This window comes from Lysinibacillus sp. NPDC093190 (assembly GCF_050280425.1).
In the GTDB taxonomy this organism is placed as follows: Bacteria; Bacillota; Bacilli; order Bacillales_A; family Planococcaceae; genus Lysinibacillus.
The window spans coordinates 136674-159582 of the sequence record NZ_JBNNVG010000001.1 but is presented as its reverse complement, the minus strand read 5'-3'; the positions used below and the strand labels follow the sequence as shown (position 1 = coordinate 159582).

At 36.8% G+C, this 22909-nt stretch carries 17 protein-coding genes; 7 read left to right on the top strand and 10 right to left on the bottom strand.

Annotated elements, in window-relative coordinates; genetic code table 11:
- Positions 1-22: 22 nt before the first annotated feature.
- Positions 23-898 carry a YicC/YloC family endoribonuclease gene (locus tag ACQKOF_RS00745; RefSeq protein WP_427552735.1) on the bottom strand — a complete coding sequence of 292 codons (876 nt, stop codon included), beginning with the start codon at positions 896-898 and terminating at the stop codon, positions 23-25.
- A 999-nt stretch (positions 899-1897) separates the two neighbouring features.
- Here ACQKOF_RS00745 and ACQKOF_RS00740 point away from each other — a divergent pair.
- From ACQKOF_RS00740 to ACQKOF_RS00715, 6 genes are all read left to right on the top strand, one after another.
- On the top strand, positions 1898-3595 hold the full coding sequence (locus ACQKOF_RS00740; RefSeq protein WP_427552733.1) for an Rqc2 family fibronectin-binding protein: 1698 nt from the start codon (positions 1898-1900) through the stop codon (positions 3593-3595).
- 1402 nt (positions 3596-4997) lie between these two features.
- Positions 4998-6650, top strand: a complete 1653-nt coding sequence (locus ACQKOF_RS00735) for a peptide ABC transporter substrate-binding protein (RefSeq protein ID WP_427552731.1) — start codon at positions 4998-5000, stop codon at positions 6648-6650.
- A 135-nt stretch (positions 6651-6785) separates the two neighbouring features.
- A complete protein-coding gene (locus ACQKOF_RS00730) occupies positions 6786-7715 on the top strand; it encodes an ABC transporter permease (protein WP_427552729.1) in 930 nt (309 codons plus the stop codon).
- Complete coding sequence (locus tag ACQKOF_RS00725; protein ID WP_427552727.1) at positions 7715-8635, top strand: ABC transporter permease; 921 nt, start codon at positions 7715-7717, stop codon at positions 8633-8635. Before ACQKOF_RS00730 ends, ACQKOF_RS00725 begins: the two co-directional genes overlap by 1 nt.
- A gap of 14 nt (positions 8636-8649) precedes the next feature.
- Complete coding sequence (locus ACQKOF_RS00720; RefSeq protein ID WP_427552725.1) at positions 8650-9705, top strand: ABC transporter ATP-binding protein; 1056 nt, start codon at positions 8650-8652, stop codon at positions 9703-9705.
- The gene (locus tag ACQKOF_RS00715; RefSeq protein ID WP_427552723.1) at positions 9698-10624 is read left to right on the top strand and encodes an ABC transporter ATP-binding protein; all 927 of its coding nucleotides are present in this window, start codon (positions 9698-9700) and stop codon (positions 10622-10624) included. Before ACQKOF_RS00720 ends, ACQKOF_RS00715 begins: the two co-directional genes overlap by 8 nt.
- A gap of 367 nt (positions 10625-10991) precedes the next feature.
- Here the strand turns inward: ACQKOF_RS00715 and ACQKOF_RS00710 are convergent, their stop codons facing one another.
- Genes ACQKOF_RS00710 through ACQKOF_RS00690 form a run of 5 tightly spaced genes read right to left on the bottom strand, consistent with a single transcriptional unit; the run spans position 10992 to position 16705 of the window.
- Positions 10992-12830: an oligopeptide ABC transporter substrate-binding protein gene (locus ACQKOF_RS00710; protein ID WP_427552721.1), complete on the bottom strand. Its 1839-nt coding sequence runs from the start codon at positions 12828-12830 to the stop codon at positions 10992-10994.
- Between the two features lie 15 nt (positions 12831-12845).
- Entirely contained in the window at positions 12846-13748 is a 903-nt protein-coding gene (locus ACQKOF_RS00705; RefSeq protein ID WP_427552718.1) for an ABC transporter permease, read from the bottom strand.
- Between the two features lie 35 nt (positions 13749-13783).
- On the bottom strand, positions 13784-14746 hold the full coding sequence (gene opp4B, locus ACQKOF_RS00700) for an oligopeptide ABC transporter permease (RefSeq protein WP_427552716.1): 963 nt from the start codon (positions 14744-14746) through the stop codon (positions 13784-13786).
- A gap of 1 nt (position 14747) precedes the next feature.
- A complete protein-coding gene (locus tag ACQKOF_RS00695) occupies positions 14748-15695 on the bottom strand; it encodes an ATP-binding cassette domain-containing protein (protein WP_427552714.1) in 948 nt (315 codons plus the stop codon).
- Positions 15692-16705 (bottom strand): ABC transporter ATP-binding protein, encoded by a 1014-nt coding sequence (locus ACQKOF_RS00690; RefSeq protein WP_427552712.1) that lies wholly within the window; start codon positions 16703-16705, stop codon positions 15692-15694. Before ACQKOF_RS00690 ends, ACQKOF_RS00695 begins: the two co-directional genes overlap by 4 nt.
- A gap of 941 nt (positions 16706-17646) precedes the next feature.
- On the opposite strand from ACQKOF_RS00690, the gene ACQKOF_RS00685 reads away from it, so the two are divergent.
- Complete coding sequence (locus tag ACQKOF_RS00685; protein WP_427552710.1) at positions 17647-19176, top strand: cardiolipin synthase; 1530 nt, start codon at positions 17647-17649, stop codon at positions 19174-19176.
- 715 nt (positions 19177-19891) lie between these two features.
- Here the strand turns inward: ACQKOF_RS00685 and pyrE are convergent.
- The 4 genes from pyrE to ACQKOF_RS00665 are packed head-to-tail and all read right to left on the bottom strand — an operon-like array spanning position 19892 to position 22909.
- The gene (pyrE, locus tag ACQKOF_RS00680) at positions 19892-20521 is read right to left on the bottom strand and encodes an orotate phosphoribosyltransferase (RefSeq protein WP_427552708.1); all 630 of its coding nucleotides are present in this window, start codon (positions 20519-20521) and stop codon (positions 19892-19894) included.
- Positions 20522-20523: 2 nt separating this feature from the next.
- Complete coding sequence (gene pyrF / locus ACQKOF_RS00675; protein WP_427552706.1) at positions 20524-21228, bottom strand: orotidine-5'-phosphate decarboxylase; 705 nt, start codon at positions 21226-21228, stop codon at positions 20524-20526.
- Positions 21225-22139 (bottom strand): dihydroorotate dehydrogenase, encoded by a 915-nt coding sequence (locus tag ACQKOF_RS00670; RefSeq protein WP_427552703.1) that lies wholly within the window; start codon positions 22137-22139, stop codon positions 21225-21227. Before ACQKOF_RS00670 ends, pyrF begins: the two co-directional genes overlap by 4 nt.
- Positions 22136-22909: a dihydroorotate dehydrogenase electron transfer subunit gene (locus ACQKOF_RS00665; RefSeq protein ID WP_427552701.1), complete on the bottom strand. Its 774-nt coding sequence runs from the start codon at positions 22907-22909 to the stop codon at positions 22136-22138. The genes ACQKOF_RS00670 and ACQKOF_RS00665 overlap by 4 nt, the downstream gene beginning before the upstream one ends.

The window sequence follows — 22909 nt, the reverse complement described above, 5'->3', positions numbered from 1 at the left end:
ATTTATAACAGATACATGCAAGCTATTCGATATTTTGAACTTGCTCGCGCATCTTTTCTAAAATAGTTTTCGCCTGAACTACCACAATGGCCGCCTCTGTTGATTGATTTTTTGAACCAATCGTATTGATCTCGCGGTGTATTTCCTGCATTAAAAAGTCTAATTTACGGCCAACCGAAATCGTTTCTTGTAATGTTTCTTTCAGTTGATTAAAGTGACTATCTAATCTGTCCAATTCTTCGGTGATGTCCACACGTTCTGCAAATATCGCTACTTCAGCAAGTAGTCGATCTTCTAACAACGCTCCATCCGCTACTTCAGTAATTCGTTCCAATAATCGTGTACGATATTTTTCAACAGCAAGAGAGGCGCATGAACGAATGTGGTTCACTTGTTCTATTAACTGTTCTTTATATTGTACAACAACATCATGCAATTCTTGCCCTTCACGCTCACGCATTTGAATCAGCTGTTCAAGTGCTTGCGTAATAGCCTTTTCAACAGCACCGAGTAAATCCTCAGGTGTAAGCTGTGGCTTTTCCTGTACAAGCGCTTGTTCAAGCGATAGCAGCTCTTGCATCGTCCATTTTTCTTCTAGTGGTACTTTACTTGCTAATTGCTCTTTTGCCTTACGATACGCTTCAATTAATGACCAATTAATTTCAATAGATTGCTCGACGTTATCTAAATCCTTAACATAAACCATCACATCAATTTTGCCACGTGACAAAGCTTGCGAAATTAATTTCTTTGCAAAAATTTCTGCTTCAAGCCATTCTTTCGGGAATTTTGCATTAATTTCTAAAAATCGATGGTTGACCGAGCGCATTTCTACGGTTAATTGAAAGTCTCTTGTTGTTGTGACACCTCTGCCAAAACCAGTCATACTACGCACCAAGGTTCGTCACACCTTTCTTTGCATACTGGGATTATTATAACATAAGCTCTGTCGTTTTTGACGTAAAAAATTACATAGAGCAAAAGCTAATTCTACCACAATTGAAGCTATATTTTAATATTCACCTAAAAAATGCTATGATAAACATAAGAAAAAACTCATTAGCAAAGCATAGAGATGACATTTGTTAAAATGTATGCCATGTCTAGAAGTTGATTAAAGTGAAGAACAGGCGACTCATCTGGGGAAGCCGATTTCCGTTACGGGCTACTTGCTTTCCTGCGGGCGAGCGTCGAGCCGCTTCGTGCAGGGTCTCGTCTGTCTCGCTTTCCCGCGGGAGTCAAGTAGCCCTTCACTACAATCTGCTAAAAATGGGCACTTATAAGCAAAATATCAACAAAAAACCCTTTAATTGCTCAAAACAATGTTTTCTAATCAACATTTCTTCTCAAATTAATTCAGTTGCACTCTAAATAATTTGAGAAGATAAAAGTGGTTAATCAATACACCTGATCAATTATGCCTCGACATAATTGCGTCCGGAAACGGCTTTGTGCTTTGGCCTGCAGATGTTTTTTGCGCGAAAGCGTAGCGGCAGCAAATCTAACAAATTGATCCATCATCGGAATTTAGGGATGACATTTTGCTAAAACGTATGTCATGCAAATAAGTTGATTGGAGTGGAGGCTGGGCGACTTCTCGGGGATCAGCGTCACAGATGAGACTCTGGAGCGAGCAGCGCGAGTGAAGCGGCTCATCGGACGCTCCAGGAAGCTCTGCTCTGCGCGAAAGCGAAGCGTCAGCAACAAATGTTTTATCTGTGCGAAAGCGAAGCGTCAGCAACAAATGTTTTATCTGTGCGAAAGCGAAGCGTCAGCAACAAAGCGCCCAGCCGGAACGGAAATCAACCACACACTCTGGCGGAAAAGCTTGCTACACTATTAAAATAATAAATAGGAAAGTACCAAGATGCTTATATCTTTGGAAAGAGGAATTCATATGGCATTTGATGGCTTATTTACTTACTCAATGACAGCCGACCTACAACAATTAGTAACAGGTCGAATCACTAAAATACATCAACCAAACGCTCAGGAGGTTGTTCTACATATCCGTGCGAACGGAAGCAATCAAAAATTACTTTTTTCGATTCATCCTTCTTACGCACGTGTTCACCTCACTGAGCAATCTATTGACAATCCAGCAGAACCCCCTATGTTTTGTATGCTGTTGAGAAAGCATATAGAGGGTGGTTTTATTTCTTCTATTAAACAGCACGATTTTGATCGCATTATAATAGTAGAAATTGAAAGTAAAAATGAGATTGGCGACCCTATTGTAAGGGAGTTACATACTGAAATTATGGGCCGTCACAGTAACCTGTTGTTAATAGATAAGGAACAGGGAAAAATAGTCGACAGCTTAAAGCATTTACCACCTTCCGTAAATAGTTTTCGTACAGTTTTACCTGGGCAGCCTTATATCGCACCGCCCGCACAGAATAAATGGCACCCTCTAGCAGTGACCGACGAACAGCTTACACTGTTTTTCTCTGAACCCAAAACGGCTAAGGAAGTAGTTTCACAATTTATTGGTTTCTCACCTATACATGCTGAGGAATTATTATTCCGATTAACAGACACAGATGATCGTGTAAATTGCTTTAAAAATTTTATAGCTTCCTTTAATAATGGTGGAACAAAGCCGATGTATGTACTCGCAAATAATAAAACGTACTTCTCACCAATCGCTCTAACACATTTACAAGGTGATGTAACGATTTATCCAAATGTACATGAGTTACTTGACCGCGTATTCTTTGCTCGAGCTGAGCGTGATCGTGTTAAACAGCAGGCAGGTGATTTGGAGCGATGGCTACAAAATGAAATTGACAAGCTTATCTTAAAAACTAAAAAGTTAAATAAAGACTACGAACGCGCATCTAAGCTAGATCAGTTCCAATTATATGGAGAATTACTGATGGCGAATATTTACGCGTTTGAAAAAGGTGTAAAGGAAGTAACTGTCACTAACTATTATAGTGAAACTGGAGATGAAGAAATCACCATTCCAGTGAGTGAACGTAAAACACCTGTTGAAAATGCTCAAGGCTATTACACAAAATACACAAAAGCAAAAAATGCCCTTATTATGGTTCAAGAACAGTTAGAAAAAACGAAGGAAGAAATAGCCTATTTCGAAATGCTTGCTCAGCAGGTACAACAAGCTGCTCCTGGAGATATAGAAGAAATTCGCGAAGAATTAGCAGAACAAGGTTATTTAAAATTACGTCATGCACGAAAAAAGAAAAAACAAGCGAAGCCTGAACCTGAACGTTATGTTTCTTCTACAGGTGTAGCGATCTCTGTTGGGAAAAATAACAAACAAAATGACATGCTTACATTTAAACTAGCTAAACGCACAGATATCTGGCTGCATACGAAGGATATCCCAGGCTCACATGTTGTCATCCATACAAGTGAACCTGACGAAACAACATTACGAGAAGCTGCAACACTTGCTGCCTATTTTTCAAAAGCAAGAGACTCTTCCTCTGTTCCAGTAGATTACACAGAAATACGTCAGGTAAAAAAGCCAAATGGCGCTAAACCTGGTTTTGTGATTTACTTTGAACAAAAGACTGTATACATCGATCCAGATGAAGCTGTCATTTTACAATTAAAAAAACAGTCTTAAAGATTAAAGCTAGAAAATAATTGGTCGAAATCTTAAAAAGCGCGAGAAATCAATTTTAAAAATGTTGATTTCTCGCGCTTTTCTGATGCGAATTTTTTTAATTGTGCTTTGAAAATATACACTTATGTCCCAGCCTCTCAGACTGTAGACAAACTTTTGAATTGCATAAATTTGTATAACGATTTGATCGTAAAACTCCGACATTCAGCATTTTATGAGGATCGTCGAAACGTCTTGTCTTCTCTATGGTAAGGCTTACCTTGATGAAAAATAATCAAACATACCCTATAGGCTGGACCTTTTAGTATTTTAATCATAATACTTTTTTGGATCAGCTTGTCTACTTATACGAATGATGAGGAGCTGTTGATTTTTCACGGAGAGTGGCGACTCCTGCGGGATGAGCTTGCGCGTAAAGCCCCGCAGGAACAGCAATAGGTGTACAGGCGTATAGCTGAAGCAACTCAACAACTTCACCAAAGCGAAGTGACTACAACTGCATTGGCGAATAACGATAATCGTACAGTTGAACGTTTTGGTGATGAGCTTTATTTTTAGAAAACTACCACTTAGTAATTAAAATATGGTAAAATCGACCATATGAAGAACTTAAGTAATTTTCTACTCATTAAGTTCTACTCACACAATATTTTAGTAACTTTATGTAGAAGCTTTCCTCCTAAGTGAGACAAATGAATTTCTCCAAAAAACAACATCATAGAAACACCTAAAATCAGGTATGTTTTTCCATTTGCTATATTCCTAATCCTTCATACATATAATTGATTCAATGCACTGTTTTTTTATACATTGCTGTATATTCAAGTAATGTGTAAATTATTTCAAAAAAACATATTTTACTAAAATACCGTGCATTTTTTCTTTAAGGAAAGCATATTTCACTCTAATTCTTCTTTTTTCTCTCTTATACTAGTTAATCTTAGATAAATACAAAACGAGTTTCTTATATATCAATAATAGATAAAAATATTCATTCTTTGAGATTATAAATTACAAAAAATATATGACTCAGAATCTAAATCACTCAGTTTTACAATGATTTTCTACAAATCTATACAAATATCTTATAGCATCACATATGTGACTTTAGACTCATTTTTAAAATAACAATAATATTATCTAAAGAATATGAATTTTCGGTATAATAAGTCATTTTTTTATTTTTATTTTATTTTTGATATCCAGAACAAAAAAACATCAAATTATTACTATGAAAGTGCTTTCATTCTTTAATGTGATAAATAGAAAAAAATTATTATCTTCTTAAATGTCAGATAATACTATATAAATTTGAATCTTTTTTATTTTGTGCAAATGATTTTTTTGGTATATTAAATAAGAGCTTCAAAAAAGGCTTATAAATTGTATAAGGGGGATTCACATGATTAAAAACAAAAAGTTTTTATTATTAACTGTCCTTGCAGTCTTTTCATTAGTACTAGCTGCATGTGGCTTCGGTGGTGATAAGTCTGATAATTCTTCATCTTCAGACGGCAAAGATTCTGGTTCAAAAGCTAAAGAACTTAAATTAGCAATTACTTCAGAACCACCATCTTTACACCCACAACTTGCAACAGATACTACATCTAGTGCAATCTTAATTAACGTTTTTGAAGGTCTAACTGTTTCAGACGCTAACGGTGAGGCTACTCCAGGTATGGCCAAGGATTGGAAGATCAGTGATGATAAAAAGACTTATACTTTCAATTTACGTGATGATGCAAAATGGTCAAATGGTGATCCAGTTGTAGCTGGCGACTTCGAATATGCTTGGAAATGGGCATTAAATCCAGAAAATCTTTCCGAGTATGCTTCTATTTTCTTCCCAATTAAAGGGGCTCAAGCATACAACGAAGGCGGGGGTTCTGTTGATGCCGTTGGTATCAAAGCTGAAGATGACAAAACTTTAGTCGTAACTTTAGAAAATCCAACTCCGTATTTCCTAGAATTAACAGGATTCAAAACTTATTTACCAGTTAACCAAAAAGTGACTGAGGCCAATAAAGAATGGTTCGCAGACGCAGGTGAAAATTTCGTAACGAATGGTCCTTATAAATTAAGCGACTGGAAACATAACGATTCTATCGTTCTTAAGAAAAATGCAGATTATTGGGATGCATCAAATGTTGATGTTGATACTGTAAATATTGCTATGGTTGAAAAAGAAGCTACTGTTGCTACTAAGTTTAAAGGCAAAGAGCTTGACTATATCGGTAAACCATTCCAAACAGTAGATCTTAATGCAATTGATGAATTCAAAAAAGATGGTTCTTTAAAAATCAAGGATGAAGCAAGTATCTATTGGTATAAATTCAATACAAAAGATAAAATTATGAAAAATGCAAATATCCGTAAAGCTCTTACTCTAGCAATCGATCGTCAAACATTAATTGACAACGTAACTAAAGGTGAACAAAAACCGGCTACAGGTATGGTTCCGGTAGTAATTCCTGGATTTGAAAATGACCGTGGTTACATGAAAGATAATGATGTTGATGGAGCAAAAGCTGCTCTTGAAGCTGGGATGAAAGAACTTGGTATTAAAGATCCTAAAGATATTAAAGTTAACATTTCATTTAACACTTCTGAAGGACATGCAGCAATCGCTCAGTACATTCAAGAAGAATGGAGCAAAAAACTTGGCATTTCATCTAAATTAGATAATTCTGAATGGCAAGTTTATTTAGAAAAATTAAGAACTGGTGACTATCAAGTAGGTCGTATGGGCTGGGTAGCTGACTATAAAGATGCCTATACATTCCTTGAAATGTTCGATACGGCTAAAAACGGTAACAACCAAACAGGTTGGGAAAATGCTCAATACAAAGATTTATTGAACAAAGCTGTAGCTGAGGTAGACGAAGCTAAACGTCTTGATTATTTAAAACAAGCAGAAGCAGTGGCTATGACAGAATTACCAGTTGCACCTATTTACTACTACACTAATTTATCAGTAGTTAAAAAAGGTATTGAAAACTTAGAGCCAAATCCAACAGGTGATATTCACCTTAAAGATGTAAAGATTGCAGATTAAATAATTTGGTAACAATTTCTTTTTAAGCTCTAAGCGGAGAGCTGCCTCGTAGCCACTACGGCGCGAGTCAGCTCTTTTTAAAATACGAAGGCACTTATTTGTCAGATAATTGATAAATAGAAGGAGGAGTTTTATGTGATTAAATATATTTTGAAAAGGCTGATGTATATACTTCTCGCGCTTTTCGTCATCGTAACGGCTACGTTTTTCCTATTGCGTCTTGCTCCTGGTAACCCATTTGCATCTGAACGTAATTTCCCTCCTCAAATAGAGGAAAAGTTAAACGAAACGTATGGATTAAATAACCCTTGGTATATTCAGTACAAAGATTATTTAATCGATGCGGCCACTTTTAATTTCGGTGAATCTATGAAATATAAAGCGCGTTCTACTAATGATATGATTGCAGAAGGCTTCCCTGTATCTTTAACCTTAGGAATTGAAGCGATGCTGCTAGCAATTGGGTTTGGTGTATTAATCGGTGTAATTGCAGCGCTTTATCATAATAAGTTCCCAGATTATTTGGCAACGACCTTTGCGGTGCTTGGAATTTCCGTTCCATCCTTTATATTAGCTGGACTCATGCAGTATTTCCTTGCATATAAACTTCAGTTATTCCCGATTAGTGGATGGCAAGGCTTTAGTTATAGTATATTGCCAGCCTTCGCTATTGCATTAACGCATATGGGCTTTATTGCTAAATTGACACGTTCAAGTATGCTTGAACAAAATAATAGTGATTATGTAAAAATGGCTCGTGCAAAAGGTATAGGCAAATGGACAGTTGTCTTCCGCCATACTTTACGTAATGCCCTTTTACCAGTCGTTACTTATTTAGGTCCATTAACTGCTGCTGTTGTTACAGGTAGCTTCATTGTAGAGCAAATTTTTGCGATTCCTGGATTAGGTAAACACTTTGTGCAAAGTATTACGAACCGTGATTATACAGTTATCATGGGGACAACCGTGTTCTACTCAATCATTCTTTTATTTGCGGTATTCGTCGTAGATATTTTATACAGCGTGATCGATCCGCGAATTAGACTGAAAGGAGCGAAAAAGTAATGTCACAGCAACAAATCGAAAAAGATAAGTTTAAAATTGTTGGCGGAAATCACGAAGCCACTGAAAAATTAGCAGATAAATCTGTCTCCTTTTGGAAGGAAGTATTTATTCGTTTTTCCCATAATAAAATGGCGATTTTCGGTTTAATCGCTTTAATAGTTATTGTTTTAATGGCTACATTTGTGCCGATGTTTTCACAATACCACTATAGTGATCAATTAGGTGCTTTTAATGCCCCACCATCATCAGAATTTTGGTTTGGTACAGATGATTTAGGTCGAGATATTTTCGTTCGAGTATGGGCCGGCGCTCGTATTTCTTTGTTCATCGGGTTTGCTGCTGCCATTATTGACTTGATCATTGGCGTATTATGGGGAAGTATTTCTGGTTTAGCAGGCGGTCGTGTTGACAATATTATGATGCGTATTGCCGATGTTTTAACAGCTGTTCCTTACCTTTTAGTTGTAATCGTACTTTTAGTAGTATTAGAACAAGGTATTATACCAATGATTATCGCATTATCCATTACAGGTTGGATCAATATGGCCCGTATTGTACGTGGTGAAGTATTATCTATTAAAAATCAAGAGTATGTTTTAGCGGCTCGTACTTTAGGTGCAAGAACAGGACATTTAATACTAAAACATTTAGTGCCAAATGCACTTGGTGCGATTTTAGTAACAATGACATTAACAGTGCCATCTGCTATTTTTACAGAATCTTTCCTTAGTTATCTAGGTCTTGGGGTTCCTGCTCCACAAGCCTCTTGGGGAACAATGGCTTCTGAAGGAAATGGCGCGATTGCAAATGCTCCTTGGCGTTTAATATTCCCTGCATTATTCATTTCACTAACAATCTTTGCGTTTAACGCAGTTGGTGATGGCTTACGTGATGCATTAGATCCAAAACTACGTAAATAAGGAGGTGGCCGAAAATGAGTAAAACAATTTTAGAAGTAAAAGATTTAAAAATAAACTTTAAAACTTATGCAGGTCTTGTTCATGCCGTTCGTGGTGTAAACTTTGACTTAAAAGAAGGTGAAACACTCGCAATCGTTGGTGAATCAGGTTCTGGTAAGAGTGTTACGAGTAACGCATTAATGAAACTAATTCCACAGCCACCTGGTATTTATGAGTCGGGACAAATTTTATTTAACGGTCGCGATTTAGTTCCTTTAAGCGATAAAGAAATGTCAAAAGTACGTGGAAATGAAATTGCAATGATTTTCCAAGATCCAATGACAAGCTTAAACCCGACTATGAAGGTCGGACGTCAAATAACTGAAGTTATTTTAAAACATAAAAAAGTATCAAAAGCTGATGCTAAAAAACGTGCAATCGAACTTTTAACGCAGGTAGGTATCCCCTTCCCTGAAAAACGTTATAGCCAATACCCGCATGAATTTTCAGGCGGTATGCGTCAACGTGTTGTTATTGCCATCGCACTTGCAGCTGATCCTAAGCTTCTAATTGCCGATGAACCAACAACAGCATTAGACGTTACAATTCAAGCGCAAATTTTAGAGCTAATGAAAGAAATCCAAAAAACTTCGAAAACATCTATCATTTTCATTACCCACGATTTAGGTGTCGTTGCAAACGTTGCCGACCGTGTTGCAGTTATGTATGCAGGTCAAATCGTTGAATATGGTACTGTTAATGATATTTTCTATAATCCTAAGCATCCTTATACATGGGGTCTGCTTGGTTCAATGCCAGACTTAGATAACGATACTGATGAGCTATTACGCACGATTCCTGGTTCACCACCAGATCTTACGAACCCTCCAAAGGGCGATGCGTTTGCTGCTCGTAATGAATTCGCAATGGCTATTGACTATGAGCAAGAGCCACCGATGTTCCAAGTAAGTGAAACACACTTTGCCAAAACTTGGTTGATGCATCCTGATGCACCAAAAATTCCGCTTCCAGATGCGGTTGCTAAACGTATTGAAGGATATTTAGCAAAGGAGGCACAATCAAATGACTAAAACAGGCGCAAAAAAAGTTCTTGAAATTAAAAATTTAAAGCAGCATTTCGGTTCACCAAGTAACCCTATTAAAGCTGTCGACGGTATTAGCTTCGATGTATACGAAGGTGAAACACTCGGTCTTGTAGGAGAATCAGGCTGTGGTAAATCAACAACGGGTCGTTCCATTATTCGCCTGTACGACATTACAGATGGTGAAATTATTTTCGATGGTGAGAACGTCCATGGGCAGAAATCTAAAAATGAATTAAAGAAATTTAATCGTCAAATGCAAATGATTTTCCAAGATCCATACGCTTCATTAAACCCTCGTATGACAGCTGGAGAAATCATTAGTGAAGGCCTTAATATTCACGGTCTTTACAAGGATAAAAAAGAGCGTCGTGAAAAAGTTAATCAACTACTAGAGGCTGTTGGTTTAAACAAAGAGCACGCAAACCGTTATGCACACGAATTCTCCGGTGGTCAACGTCAACGTATTGGGATCGCTCGTGCGCTAAGCTTAGATCCTAAGTTTATTATCGCCGATGAACCAATTTCTGCACTTGACGTATCGATTCAAGCACAAGTTGTTAACTTATTAAAAGAACTGCAAAAAGAACGTGGCTTAACATATCTTTTCATTGCCCATGACTTATCAATGGTTAAGTATATCAGTGACCGTATCGCTGTTATGTACCGTGGTAAAATCATGGAAATCGGTAAAGCAGATGATATTTACAATCACCCTGTTCATCCGTATACAAAATCATTATTATCGGCAATTCCACTTCCTGACCCAATGTCAGAAAAACGCCGTCAACGTATTCCGTACAAGCATACAGAGGTTGACGATAGCGCAACATACCATGAAGTTGGTGATCAGCATTACGTTTATGGTACTGCAGATCTTGTGAAAACTTGGATTGCTAATCGATAATAATTTATAAATCCATCCATTGGTTTTTCCAATGGGTGGATTTTTTGTATGAAAAAAAGCTTATCACAAATAACGTAGAGTTGATTTCGTTCCGACTGAGTGCTTTTCTAGGATTCCGATGAGAAACTTGGAGCATTGGTCAAGAAGGCATTATCACACGATATAATACCTTTTCTCTGCTCGCTACAAGGTAATCGTGATAATCCTCAAGGAGTATCCAGTTTCCACTCCAAACAACCTAAATACATTGCACATGCTTTAACAAATATCATCCCCTACCCTTCGTAATGAATGGGCTTATAACTAATCAGTTATGAAAAACAGTCTTTCCCATATGTGAAGAAAGACTGTTTTTTCAGTAATTAGCTTATTTTAATGGAGCATCTGCTGTTAATTCAATAGTTTGAAGCTCTGTTTCAGTTGCGTAATCAACATTGTAATTTTTCACACGTTTGTTTACTGGAATGATTTCCGTACGGAACATCGTTGGTATTGTCGTTGCTGTTTCGCTCATATATTCTTGCCATGTACGGAATGCTTTTGAACGGTATTTTTCTTCCTTAGGTTTATCCGAATCCATATCTTCTAAGGCTTTATCAGAATCAATATCTTCTAACATTTTTGTTAAATCCGCAGAAACGAAACGGCTCATGTTAAATTCTGCACCCTCACTATATAAACCTGCTGGAGATGGATTTGTACCTGTTCCCCATGCAGCCATAAACATATCGATTTCTGGGTCATCGGCTTTTACTTTATCGTAGAAGCTATTGAATTCAATTAAACGACCAGTAGTCAGTTCAACATTTAATCCAACTTCTTTCCAGTTTTGACGATAGTACTCAACAATCGCTTCATCTGTATCTGAACCAGCCATTGCTGCTAAACGAATAGAGAATTTCTTGCCGTCTTTATCTTCACGGAATCCGTCACCATCTACATCTTTATAGCCAGCTTTATCTAGTAATTCCTTAGCCTTTTCAGGATCATAGTGATAACCCTCTAACGTACTATCATAGTAAGATGCAAACACTGGTGGAATTAATGAGTTTGCTCTTACACGTAGACCTTGATAGAATCTTTCTCCAACAGATTCAATATCCATTGCAAAGCCAATCGCTTGACGTAAATTTACATCATTCATTTTTGATTTCTCATTAAAAATGTTTTTACGATTTGCTTTATCATATTTCCCTACTTTAAACCCTAAATAAGAATATGCTAACTCAGGACGACCTAGAATCGCTACATTTGAAAGTCCTTTCAAACTATCATATTGATTTGTTGGGAACGAAGTTGCGATATCATATTTTCCCGTTTTCAAAGCTTCACCGATTGAACTTGAAGGGACAACTTCGATAACCACTTTATCTACCTTTGGTTTACCTTTATAGTAGTATTCATTTGCTACAAGCTGAACAGACTCTCCATTTTTAATCTTGTCAAATTTAAATGGCCCAAGTGTTACAGGATTTTTACGAACTGCATCTGAAGCAATTAAGGCATCTTTAACAGGAATTGATTCTAGTTGATGCTTCGGTGCTGCATAACCCCATAATCCATCACCAAGTGAATAAATAGCTGGCGACACTTTCTTCAACGAAATTTCAATTGATTTTTCGTCAATTTTTTTAATACCAGAAATTGTCTTTTCTTTTCCATCATGATATTCTTGTACACCAACGATATTTTGGAAGTCGTCATCATAGCGTACTCCGTCGTAATCTGGATGACCAATAATTTCATATGGATAGATTAAGTCGTCAGCCGTTAATGGTGTACCATCAGACCACTTTACGTCCCCCTGAATGGTAATCTTTGCTTTCTTATTGTCCTTATCGACTTCTAATTTTGCAATACCTGTATCTTTAACCTGGAAATCTCCATCCATTTCAAAAAGAACATTTGTTGCATATTTCATTATTTCTGAATCGTAGTTATCGTCATACAATTCCCAAGAGAAAACACCTTTGAAAGGCGAATCTGTTACAAGACCTACCTTTAAAGTACCGCCTTTAATAACATCCCCTTCATTTGTAACTTCCATAGGAAGCGTATTTGTATCCACTTTAGTATCTTCTGTTTGTTTCGGTTTATCTTTGTTACCATCATCCGTTTTTGCTGCATCTTTACCATCATTATTGCAGGCTGCTAATACAAACATCACTGCCAAAATAACTGATAGTAATAACCAATTTTTTTTCATAGTAAATCCTCCCCTTTATCCAATTCTTTGTTTTGCGTCAGCTGCACGACGAAGTGCTTGACCGACATAATTTATACCAAGCATCAAGATTAAAATTAATATTGATGCGGGCAACCATACCCACCATTTTGTTGATAGTACTAACGGATTTGTTGCATAGTTTACAAGAGTTCCCAAACTCGGAGTTGATGGTGGTAAACCAAAGCCTAAGAAGGACAACCCTGTCTCGATACCAACATTACCAGCAAAGTTCAAAGTTACTTCAACTATTAAAATAGAACTTAAATTTGGTAAAATTCCTTTAAACATAATAGCGAGATCACTAGTCCCCATTGTTTTAGATGCACTCACATAATCTCTTCGTCCCTCCGATAGGGCTTTACTCCGAACTAAACGCGCGGTACTCATCCATTGAAATAAACTTATGATCAATATCAATTCAAGAACACCATATTTTGATATTATAGTTACAAAAACAATAATAATCATTAGAGTAGGTAATGTTATAAAGAAATCAATAATTCGCATAAACAAATTATCAATAAATCCTCCGTAATAACCCATAATAATGCCAAGAGCTATCCCAGCAACACTAGTAATGATCGTAATGGCAAATGCAATTAAAATCGAATTCTTTGCCCCTATCACTAACTGACCGAGCATATCACGACCTGCTTCATCTGCTCCAAGTCTATAACCATTTACACCTGGCTCAGTGAAACGCTCTAATAGTTTAATCTTTAATATTTCTTCTTGATTTAAAAACATTGCAGCAACTAAAATTACAACGATAAGAAAAGTTATCCCAAAAAAGGACAGCATTGCTACTTTATCTTTTTTAAACTCTCGTAAAACGACTTGTATTCCCGTCGGCGGAGAGCTATCAAATTTGACTATTTCATTATTGTGTTGTTCCATTTGAAATCACCTCTCCTTAAACATTATTTTAGTAGTTAGTCTATGCGGATACGTGGATCAACAATGCTCATAATAATATCAGACAATAGACTACCTAATAATGTTAAGAAGCCATAAAGCATAACTAGTGCCGTAATAACACTATAATCTCGACTCATAATCGAATGGATAAACAACTGACCCATTCCAGGGAAACCGAAAATTGTTTCAATGAAAATAGAGCCACCTAATAAACCCGTTATTGTAAATCCTAAAAAAGCTGCGATTGGTAGTAAGGAATTACGGAAAATATGTCTAGTGTAGATTTTTCGCATTGGGATACCTTTGCTTCGAGCTGTTTTCACATAATCCTGTGTTTTTGCATCTATTATTTCTGAGCGTAAATATTGAATAATAGCGGTTGTACCTAAAATAGCATACGTAATAGCAGGTAGTAGCAAATGATAGATTTTACTCCAATAATATGCCATTGTACCTGGATCAGCCCCTACATCAACTGTCCCGCTAGTTGGGAACCACATGAGTTTATAGCCAAAAATAAAAACGAAAATTAGTGATAATACGAAAGTTGGTATGGCATAACTGATAAAACTATATAGGGTGATAGATTTATCTAATATTGAATCTTGATAGCGACCTGCCAACACCCCTAGTGGAATCGCAATCAAATATACAAAAATTGCACTGAGTAATGAAAGCCAAAATGTATTTAATCCGCGCTCACCAATAAGTGTGGACACTGCAATTTTATATGTATAGCTTCGTCCAAAATCACCTTGAAAAGCGTTTGTAATCCAGTGGTAATACTGAACATACCAAGGGTCATAGAAACCGGCTTGTATACGAAGCTCCTCAAGCCTTGCAGGGTCTGTCTCTGGTGTAATAAGCCCTGTAAATGGATCTCCTGGCATTAGTTTTGCCAATATAAAGATAAAAAGACTTAATACAAAAAGCTGAGGAATCATCACTAATACACGTCTAACAATTGTTTTCCACATTTTATATACCCTCCCGTTCAATGTCAGACATCGCTACTTTATGCGTATCCGAGATGGATTTTAATGGGTATACTTTGCCATGCTCGTCATAATATTTATGCTGTTCTTTTTGATAATTGGCCTCGACATCTTGACGTGTTATTTTACGCTCCAAACGTGTTTCTGGCTCAATATTTGGAATAGCTGATAATAGGCGCTTTGTATAAATATGTTGTGGATTCATGTATATATCATTTCGAGTACCCGTTTCAACAAAGCGTCCTTTGTACATGATAGCTATGTGATCACACATATGCTTCACGACACCTAGGTCATGCGAAATAAATAAATAACTGAGCCCAAATTCACTCTGAATATCTTTCATAAAATTTAGCACTTGAGCTTGTACAGATAAATCTAGTGCAGATACAGGTTCATCAGCAATAATCATTTTGGGATTACAAGCAACAGCACGCGCGATTCCAAGACGTTGCTTTTGACCACCTGAAAATTCATGTGGATACTTTAACAATACATCTTCAGACATACCTACGATTGCTAGTAACTCTTTAATGCGCTTACGTTCCTCTTGATCACTAAGCTTCATAAAATTTCGAAGAGGCTCTGCTAAAATGTCTAATACACGTTTTCTAGGGTTCATACTTGAATGGGAGTCTTGAAAAATCATTTGAATATCTTTGTTATATGCTGAATCACGTTTTCTGCGCTGGTTTGTAACATTCTCACCTTCATAGAAAATTTGACCCGAGGTAATCTTTTCCAGACCAATAATAGCCTTCCCTGTTGTCGATTTTCCAGAACCTGATTCTCCTACTAAACCGTATGTTTTTCCTTTTTCAAACTCCATTGTGACTCCATCAACCGCATATACCTTATCGATTACTGTATTAAAAAAGCCTCCTCGAATTGGGTAATGAACGTTTAAATCGCTAATTTGCATAAAGCTCATACAGTCCCGCCTCCTTCTTCACCTTCAAAATGAAAGTGTTTCCAGCAGGTACATCTAACAAAATGTCCTGGTGCAATTTCGTGTAATTGTGTTTTGCTTTCATGTGCAGATGGATCAATCCACGGTATTCGCGCTGAAAATCGGCATCCTTCCCGAGGTAAATTCATCAGCGATGGCACCATACCTTGAATAACTTCAAGTCTGTCATTTTCACTATGTGTTTGTGGAATAGAATTCAATAAAGAACGCGTGTAAGGATGTTTAGCGTTCGTAAATAATTCTTGAACAGGTGCTTCTTCTACTACCTCACCTGCATACATCACTGCAACTCGGTCAGCAATTTCCGCCACAACGCCTAAATCATGGGTAATTAAAATAATACCTGTTTCTGTTTCCGACTGCAGTGCTTTTAATAGGTCAAGTATTTGAGCTTGAATCGTTACATCTAAAGCTGTTGTCGGTTCATCGGCAATTAAAATAGAAGGTTTACACGACAATGCAATGGCAATCACAACACGCTGTCTCATCCCTCCGGACAATTGATGTGGGAATTGTCTTGCTACACGCTCTGGTTTAGCGATACCTACTTGATTTAATAATTCTAGTACCCTCTTCTCGCGCTGTTGCTTTGTGAGCTTTGTATGGTACATTAATCCCTCTGCAATTTGTTCTCCAATCCGCATTAATGGATTAAGAGCTGAAAGGGGATCTTGGAAAATAAAACCGATATGATTGCCTCGCAAACTATTAAATTGTTCGTCATTTAGTTGCGTCAAATTTTGATTATTATAAAAGATTTCACCTGTAACTTTTGTATTTACAGTATTGTACAAGCCTACAATACTAGTTGCTAACGTACTTTTACCACAACCCGATTCCCCAACGATTGCTAATACTTCATTCTTTTTAAGCGAAAGTGAGACATCCTCTACAGCAGCGTGGTAAGTTTCTTTAATGCGGAAACTTGTAGTTAGATTTCTAATTGTTAATAGGTCATTTGCTGTATTCAAACAATCTCCCCCTCCTATATTCAATATTCTGAAAAATAATTATACTTACCTTTTAAATTTATTTCAGAATTATATTTTTTATTGAAAAATTCATTTACACCTCCATTTACATTTATAAACAAATTAATTTTTTTTTTACTTTTCCAGAAAACCGAAATACTGATTGAATTATCTGAAAATTAACTGTGATATTATTTTATCTGGAAATAATACATTAAATCAAGTGTATTTTTCTAAATATTACAAAGCTGCAAACAAATTTCTCCATACATCTTTACAAAATAATTTTCTAAACTTAATTTTTTCTTTACTTAATTGTTTGTCCTTTTTTCAACCTTCTATCTAAACTCTGCTATTTTTATTATTTAAATATAAAAATCATTAATATCTTACTTTTATTACTAAAATAATATTTAAACGCCTAGATTATCTCTATTTAACAGGTCATAACTTTAAATCCTTATTCTTATAAATATATTTAATTTCTATATATTTGTTTTAAGTAAATAGTTTTCTCGTTTAAAGTGTTAAAAACTTAATAACAATTTTGATATATTAAAAAAGTAACTTTTTTATTTCTTTTTCCCTAATCATTTACGTACTTCTGCATTTTATTCTTTCGAAAAAAATAATTTGCTTTTTAAATAGTATATGCAACAATACAGGTAATATATTCTAAAAACTTCAAATAAAAGGCTATTAACACAGAATAATAGTTAATTTAATGGGAAGTATTTAAGAACCTTGATTTTCTATAGAAGAAATTAATTAGTAAATATCTCCAATTAGCGATATTAATTTGCTCATTACTAGAAACGTAACAATATACATTGATGCGGAAATGTCTTTATTGTAAAAAAAAAGAAAACAATTTATCATAAAACTGTTAAAGTACAACTTCCTCTTATAAGACTTATAGAAAGAATAGGTGAAATGTACATATGAAAAATCGCGTTGTTCAATTACTATTTGTTTTTACAATTGCAGCAATTATGCTCATAGTCTTAAATAAGTCCGTCATTTCCTTATATACCTTAATCGGCATACTATTGCCTATCACAATTATAGGGATTTCCTTCGTTATTTTTATTGAAAATCGTTCCCCACAAAGTACATTGGCTTGGTTTTTAGTATTAGCTATTCTCCCTGTTATCGGTGTACTTCTGTACTTACTATTCGGAAGAAGTCGTTGGAGAAGAAAGAAACATTTATATCGTTCAGAAGAAAAAAGGAAGTTATTCCGTGAAATTTTAGCAGGAAGAAGTTTTAATTTAGAACCCTCTTCCCCTTTAAATGAACGATCCACCTATTTGACCCAAGTTATACAAAAGTTTGGCGGTGGTCCTGTTGCTAATGATACAGCAACAAAACTCTTAACAAACGGAGATGAAACATTTACTGAAATCCTACAAGCGATTGAAAATGCTACACATCATATTCATATTCAATACTATATTTATCGCTCAGATGAAATCGGTACTTCAATTCGAGATGCCTTAATAAAGAAAGCAAAGTCTGGTGTGATCGTACGCTTTCTTTACGATGGACTTGGCAGTAGTAAATTACGTAGGCGTTTCTTACAACCAATGAAAGAAGCAGGGATTGAGGTAGTTGAATTTGATTCTATTCTTTCACCTTGGCTATTAGAAACCGTCAATTATCGTAACCATCGTAAAATTGTAATTGTAGATGGGACGATTGGTTTTACAGGTGGACTCAATGTCGGGGATGAATATCTTGGTCGTTCGAAGAAGTTTCCTATTTGGCGTGATAGTCATTTAAAAATAGAAGGAAAAGCATTATATAAACTGCAGGCCATTTTCCTAGAAGATTTTCTTTATGCCACTAGCAGTTTAAATGCGTATTCTTGGAATCAATTTATGGATAGAACTTACTTTCCAGGTCAAGGAATTCATCAGGCAGAAGGTGCCGTACAAATCGTTGCAAGTGGACCTAGCTCAGATGATACAAGTATTCGGAATGCTTTATTGAAAATTATGGGCTCTGCAAAAAAGTCAATTTGGATTGCCACTCCATACTTCATTCCCGATCAAGAAACATTAACATTATTACGTTTGAGTGCACTTTCCGGAGTAGATGTCCGTATTTTATATCCCGGAAAAGGTGATAGTATCATTAGTGATCAAGCATCCCAATCATACTTTACACCACTCCTAAAAGCAGGTGTCTCCATTTATCGTTATAAAGATGCATTTATGCACGCTAAAATTGTCCTTGTTGATGAAGAAGTTGCATCAATTGGTACAGCAAATATGGATATTCGTAGTTTTGAGCTTAATTATGAAATCATTGCGATCCTATATGAATCTAAAACGGTTTTGGATATAAAAAATGATTTTGAACAAGATTTTAAAGAATCCATAGAAATTACATGGGAGTCATTTCAAAAGCGAAGTATTCAAAAACGCATGCTTGAATCTCTTATGCGACTCATTTCTCCTCTACTGTAAATGAATAAAAAGACTGTAAACAGACTCAATATTTTTTTCGAGTTTGTTTACAGTCTGAAATGAATTGGTTGATGAGCGTGGAGACTAGGCGACATAATAAAGTAAAAGGATTCACACACAGTTTTGTGTATGAATCCTTTTTTGCTCTTTGGAAGGTGGATGTCGATAAAAATTAAAAGTTGGGTGATAAAATGTGAAAGTTGGGTGATAAAACGTGAAAGTTTATCGATAAAATTTAAAAGTTGGTCGATAATTCCTAAAAGTGTTTCGATAAAAATTAAAAGTTTGGATGTCATTTTGTTAAAACGTGTCATGTGAATTGGTTGATTTGCCGAAGAGCCATACTTTATTTAATTTGACACAATAGTTTTACAACAACATGAAAGAGGCTGGGACAAAAGTATTTTAGCTAAAGTAAAACCCGAACAAATTTGCAAGACACTCATACGGTGTTTTGCCATTGTTCGGATTTTCTAAATATAGTGCTTAATTTATTTGAAAGTAATTCGGCTTTCACAAAGAGCTAATTAGTTATGTCCCAGCCTCTTTTTTAAATCAATTATGCCTCGCCATAATTGCGTCCGGAATCGGCTTTGTGCTTAGGCCTGCACGAGGGCCGACACGATGTCGGTCATTTCGGTAATGCCACAGGACGTAGCGTTCTTAGATTGAGTTCCTTTATTTCAGCGGGTGTTTGGACACCCGCTGAAATAAGTTAAAGCTCTCCTGTTTTTAATTTTCCATGCCATTCTTTTAAGAACGGAATGTCTCCTTCTTGAATAGCGCCTGATTCATTAGCTGCTTCAATTAAATAATCGAAATTTGTTAGAGATACATATTTTATGCCTGCCTCTTCAAATACTTGTTCAGCACGTGGAAGGTTGTATGTGTAAACGCAAACAACGCCTAGTACTTCACAGCCTGCAGCGCGTAAGGCTTCTACAGCTGTAATGGATGAGCCACCTGTAGAAACGATGTCTTCTACTACTACGACTTTTTGGCCTGCTGCGTATTTTCCTTCGATTTGGTTACCACGGCCATGCTCTTTTGCTTTAGAGCGTACATAAACCATCGGTAATTCTAAAATATCACTTACCCAAGCTGCATGTGGAATGCCCGCTGTTGCTGTACCTGCTACGATTTCAGTTGTACCAAAGTTTTCTTTAATAAGAGATGCTAGACCGTTTGCTAATTGCTTACGAATTACAGGGTCAGAAATTGTCAGACGTGTATCACAGTAGATTGGGGATTTAATGCCTGATGCCCATGTGAATAGTTCTGTTGGATTTAATTCTACTGCTCCTACTTTTAACATAGCGTGTGCGATTTCATTTTGTAATGTCATATTTATGCCTCCCATAATTCACTTACGATTTTATATGCTGCTACTGGATCTTGTGCACCTGTAACGGCACGTCCAACGACAATTAACGAAGAACCGTCACGTTTTGCGCCGTCTGGTGTTGCAATGCGCTTTTGGTCGTGTGCGTCGCCACCTGCTAATCGGATACCAGGTGTCACACGTAAGAAATCTTCACCGCATGCTTCAGCAATAGCTTTTGCCTCATGTACGGAGCAGACAACACCATTTAAACCAGCTTGTTTTGTTAAGCTTGCATAGTGTAATACAGACTCCTGTAAAGATAAAGCAATTTTTTGCTCTGCCTGCATTTGCTCTTCTGTTGTAGAAGTCAGCTGTGTTACGGCAATTAATGCCGCACGTTCACGTCCTGCCGGAGTACCCGCTTCAAGCCCCTCAAGCGCTGCCTCCATCATTGGACGTCCGCCCGCCGCATGAACGTTAACTAAATCTACCCCTAATTTTGCTAAGCCCTTCATAGCAGAGCCAACTGTATTAGGAATATCGTGTAATTTTAAATCTAGAAAAATATCATGACCTAGATCTTTTACCTTGCGTACAATATCCGGTCCTTCCTGCATATATAACTCCATACCAATTTTCACGAAAAGAGGCTCATTAAAGTGCTTTAGAAAGTTAAATACTTCTGCTTCTCCAGGGAAATCTAGTGCAAGTATTGGTTTTGTATTCATGAGCGATGGCTCCTTCCGATAATTTCTGAAATATGCTCTACTCCTAATTTATCGAGCTTTGCTGGTAGTTCATCGATAATATTTGGACAAACGAAGTGATCGACAAAGTTTGCTGTTCCAACAGCAACTGCAGATGCGCCAGCCGACATAAAGTCTATAACATCCTGCGCGTCAGTCACGCCACCCATCCCAATAATCGGAATATTGACAGCCTTATACACCTCATAAACCATACGAATCGCAACTGGCTTTACGGCAGGACCAGATAAACCGCCTGTACCATTAGCAATCACTGGTTTACCTGTACGCTCATCTAAACGCATACCGATTAGTGTATTAATCATTGTAATGCCATCTGCACCACCTGCTTCAACAGCTTGTGCAATTTCTACGATATTCGTTACGTTAGGCGACAATTTCACGTATACAGGTACTTCAGAAACAGCTTTAACAGCTTTAACTAGCTCACGTGCAGTTGCAGGGTCTGTACCAAATTGAATACCACCACATTTAACGTTCGGACAAGAAATGTTAAGCTCTAATGCTTTAACATTTGGTGCAGTTGAAATACGACGTGCTACTTCCACGTAATCTTCTGTTTCCGTACCAGCAACATTTGCAATGATTGGCACATCATATGTTTCTAAAAACTTCAATTCTTCATTCATTACTTTTTCAATGCCAGGGTTTTGTAAACCAATTGCATTCAACATCCCTGCTGCTGTTTCTGCTACGCGGGGAGTTGGATTGCCGGGACGTGTTTCCACAGTCGTAGCTTTAATCATAATAGCGCCGAGCTTTGATAAATCATAAAGCTGTGCATATTCGCGTCCAAAGCCAAAGCAGCCGGAAGCAGGCATTATTGGATTTTTTAAATCTAAGCCTGGTAATTGGATAGTTAAACGACTCATAATGCCACCGTACCTTTCGGGAAAACTGGACCGTCAGAGCATACTTTGACATAGTCTTTTGCCACTTGATCTGTTGTTTTACATACGCATGCGAAACAAGCACCGATCCCACAGCCCATACGCTCTTCAAATGATAAATAACCTTCTTTTTCTGGATAAAAGCCTTCAAGTGCTTTTAACATTGGTAGTGGACCGCAAGAATAAAAGACATCGAATTCAGGTGCTCGTGACTCTAAAACATTTGTGACAAAGCCCTTTGTTCCTTTAGAGCCATCAACCGTTACATAATGTGTTTCTCCAAGGGCACAGAATTCTTCCTCATAGAAGCATACATCTTCCGATTGAAAGCCTAGCACATGAATTGTTTTAACACCACTTGCGTTCAATTGCTTGGAAAGCTCATGTAAAGGAGGTACTCCGATTCCTCCACCAACTAGTAGGGCTGTGCCTCCCTCTTTTACTGCTTCTACCGGGAACCCATTACCGATTGGACCAAGAACATTGACAAGCTGCCCTTCTCGATTTGTCGCTAACACTTTTGTTCCGCGACCCTCCGCACGATAAATCATTGTAAATTCGTTGTTGTCTTTATCTATGTTTGCAATACTTATTGGTCGACGTAAAAGCGGCTCCAATGAATCTGACACCTTTACATGGACAAACTGGCCAGGTGTCATATCCTGAACCAGTTCTCCACGAAGTGTCAATTCGAAAATGTTTGTCGCAATTTGCTTTTGAGAGACGACCGTCATTTTCTCTTGACGAATCAT

What these genes read in the sequence shown, in the direction of transcription:
- ACQKOF_RS00740 (WP_427552733.1), top strand. Translation starts at nt 1,898, where the DNA reads ATGGCATTTGATGGCTTATTTACTTACTCAATGACAGCCGACCTACAA.
- ACQKOF_RS00735 (WP_427552731.1), top strand. Translation starts at nt 4,998, where the DNA reads ATGATTAAAAACAAAAAGTTTTTATTATTAACTGTCCTTGCAGTCTTT.
- ACQKOF_RS00725 (WP_427552727.1), top strand. Translation starts at nt 7,715, where the DNA reads ATGTCACAGCAACAAATCGAAAAAGATAAGTTTAAAATTGTTGGCGGA.
- ACQKOF_RS00720 (WP_427552725.1), top strand. Translation starts at nt 8,650, where the DNA reads ATGAGTAAAACAATTTTAGAAGTAAAAGATTTAAAAATAAACTTTAAA.
- ACQKOF_RS00715 (WP_427552723.1), top strand. Translation starts at nt 9,698, where the DNA reads ATGACTAAAACAGGCGCAAAAAAAGTTCTTGAAATTAAAAATTTAAAG.
- ACQKOF_RS00710 (WP_427552721.1), bottom strand. Translation starts at nt 12,830, where the DNA reads ATGAAAAAAAATTGGTTATTACTATCAGTTATTTTGGCAGTGATGTTT.
- ACQKOF_RS00705 (WP_427552718.1), bottom strand. Translation starts at nt 13,748, where the DNA reads ATGGAACAACACAATAATGAAATAGTCAAATTTGATAGCTCTCCGCCG.
- opp4B (WP_427552716.1), bottom strand. Translation starts at nt 14,746, where the DNA reads ATGTGGAAAACAATTGTTAGACGTGTATTAGTGATGATTCCTCAGCTT.
- ACQKOF_RS00695 (WP_427552714.1), bottom strand. Translation starts at nt 15,695, where the DNA reads ATGAGCTTTATGCAAATTAGCGATTTAAACGTTCATTACCCAATTCGA.
- ACQKOF_RS00685 (WP_427552710.1), top strand. Translation starts at nt 17,647, where the DNA reads ATGAAAAATCGCGTTGTTCAATTACTATTTGTTTTTACAATTGCAGCA.
- pyrE (WP_427552708.1), bottom strand. Translation starts at nt 20,521, where the DNA reads ATGACATTACAAAATGAAATCGCACACGCTATGTTAAAAGTAGGAGCA.
- pyrF (WP_427552706.1), bottom strand. Translation starts at nt 21,228, where the DNA reads ATGAATACAAAACCAATACTTGCACTAGATTTCCCTGGAGAAGCAGAA.
- ACQKOF_RS00670 (WP_427552703.1), bottom strand. Translation starts at nt 22,139, where the DNA reads ATGAGTCGTTTAACTATCCAATTACCAGGCTTAGATTTAAAAAATCCA.
- ACQKOF_RS00665 (WP_427552701.1), bottom strand. Translation starts at nt 22,909, where the DNA reads ATGATTCGTCAAGAGAAAATGACGGTCGTCTCTCAAAAGCAAATTGCG.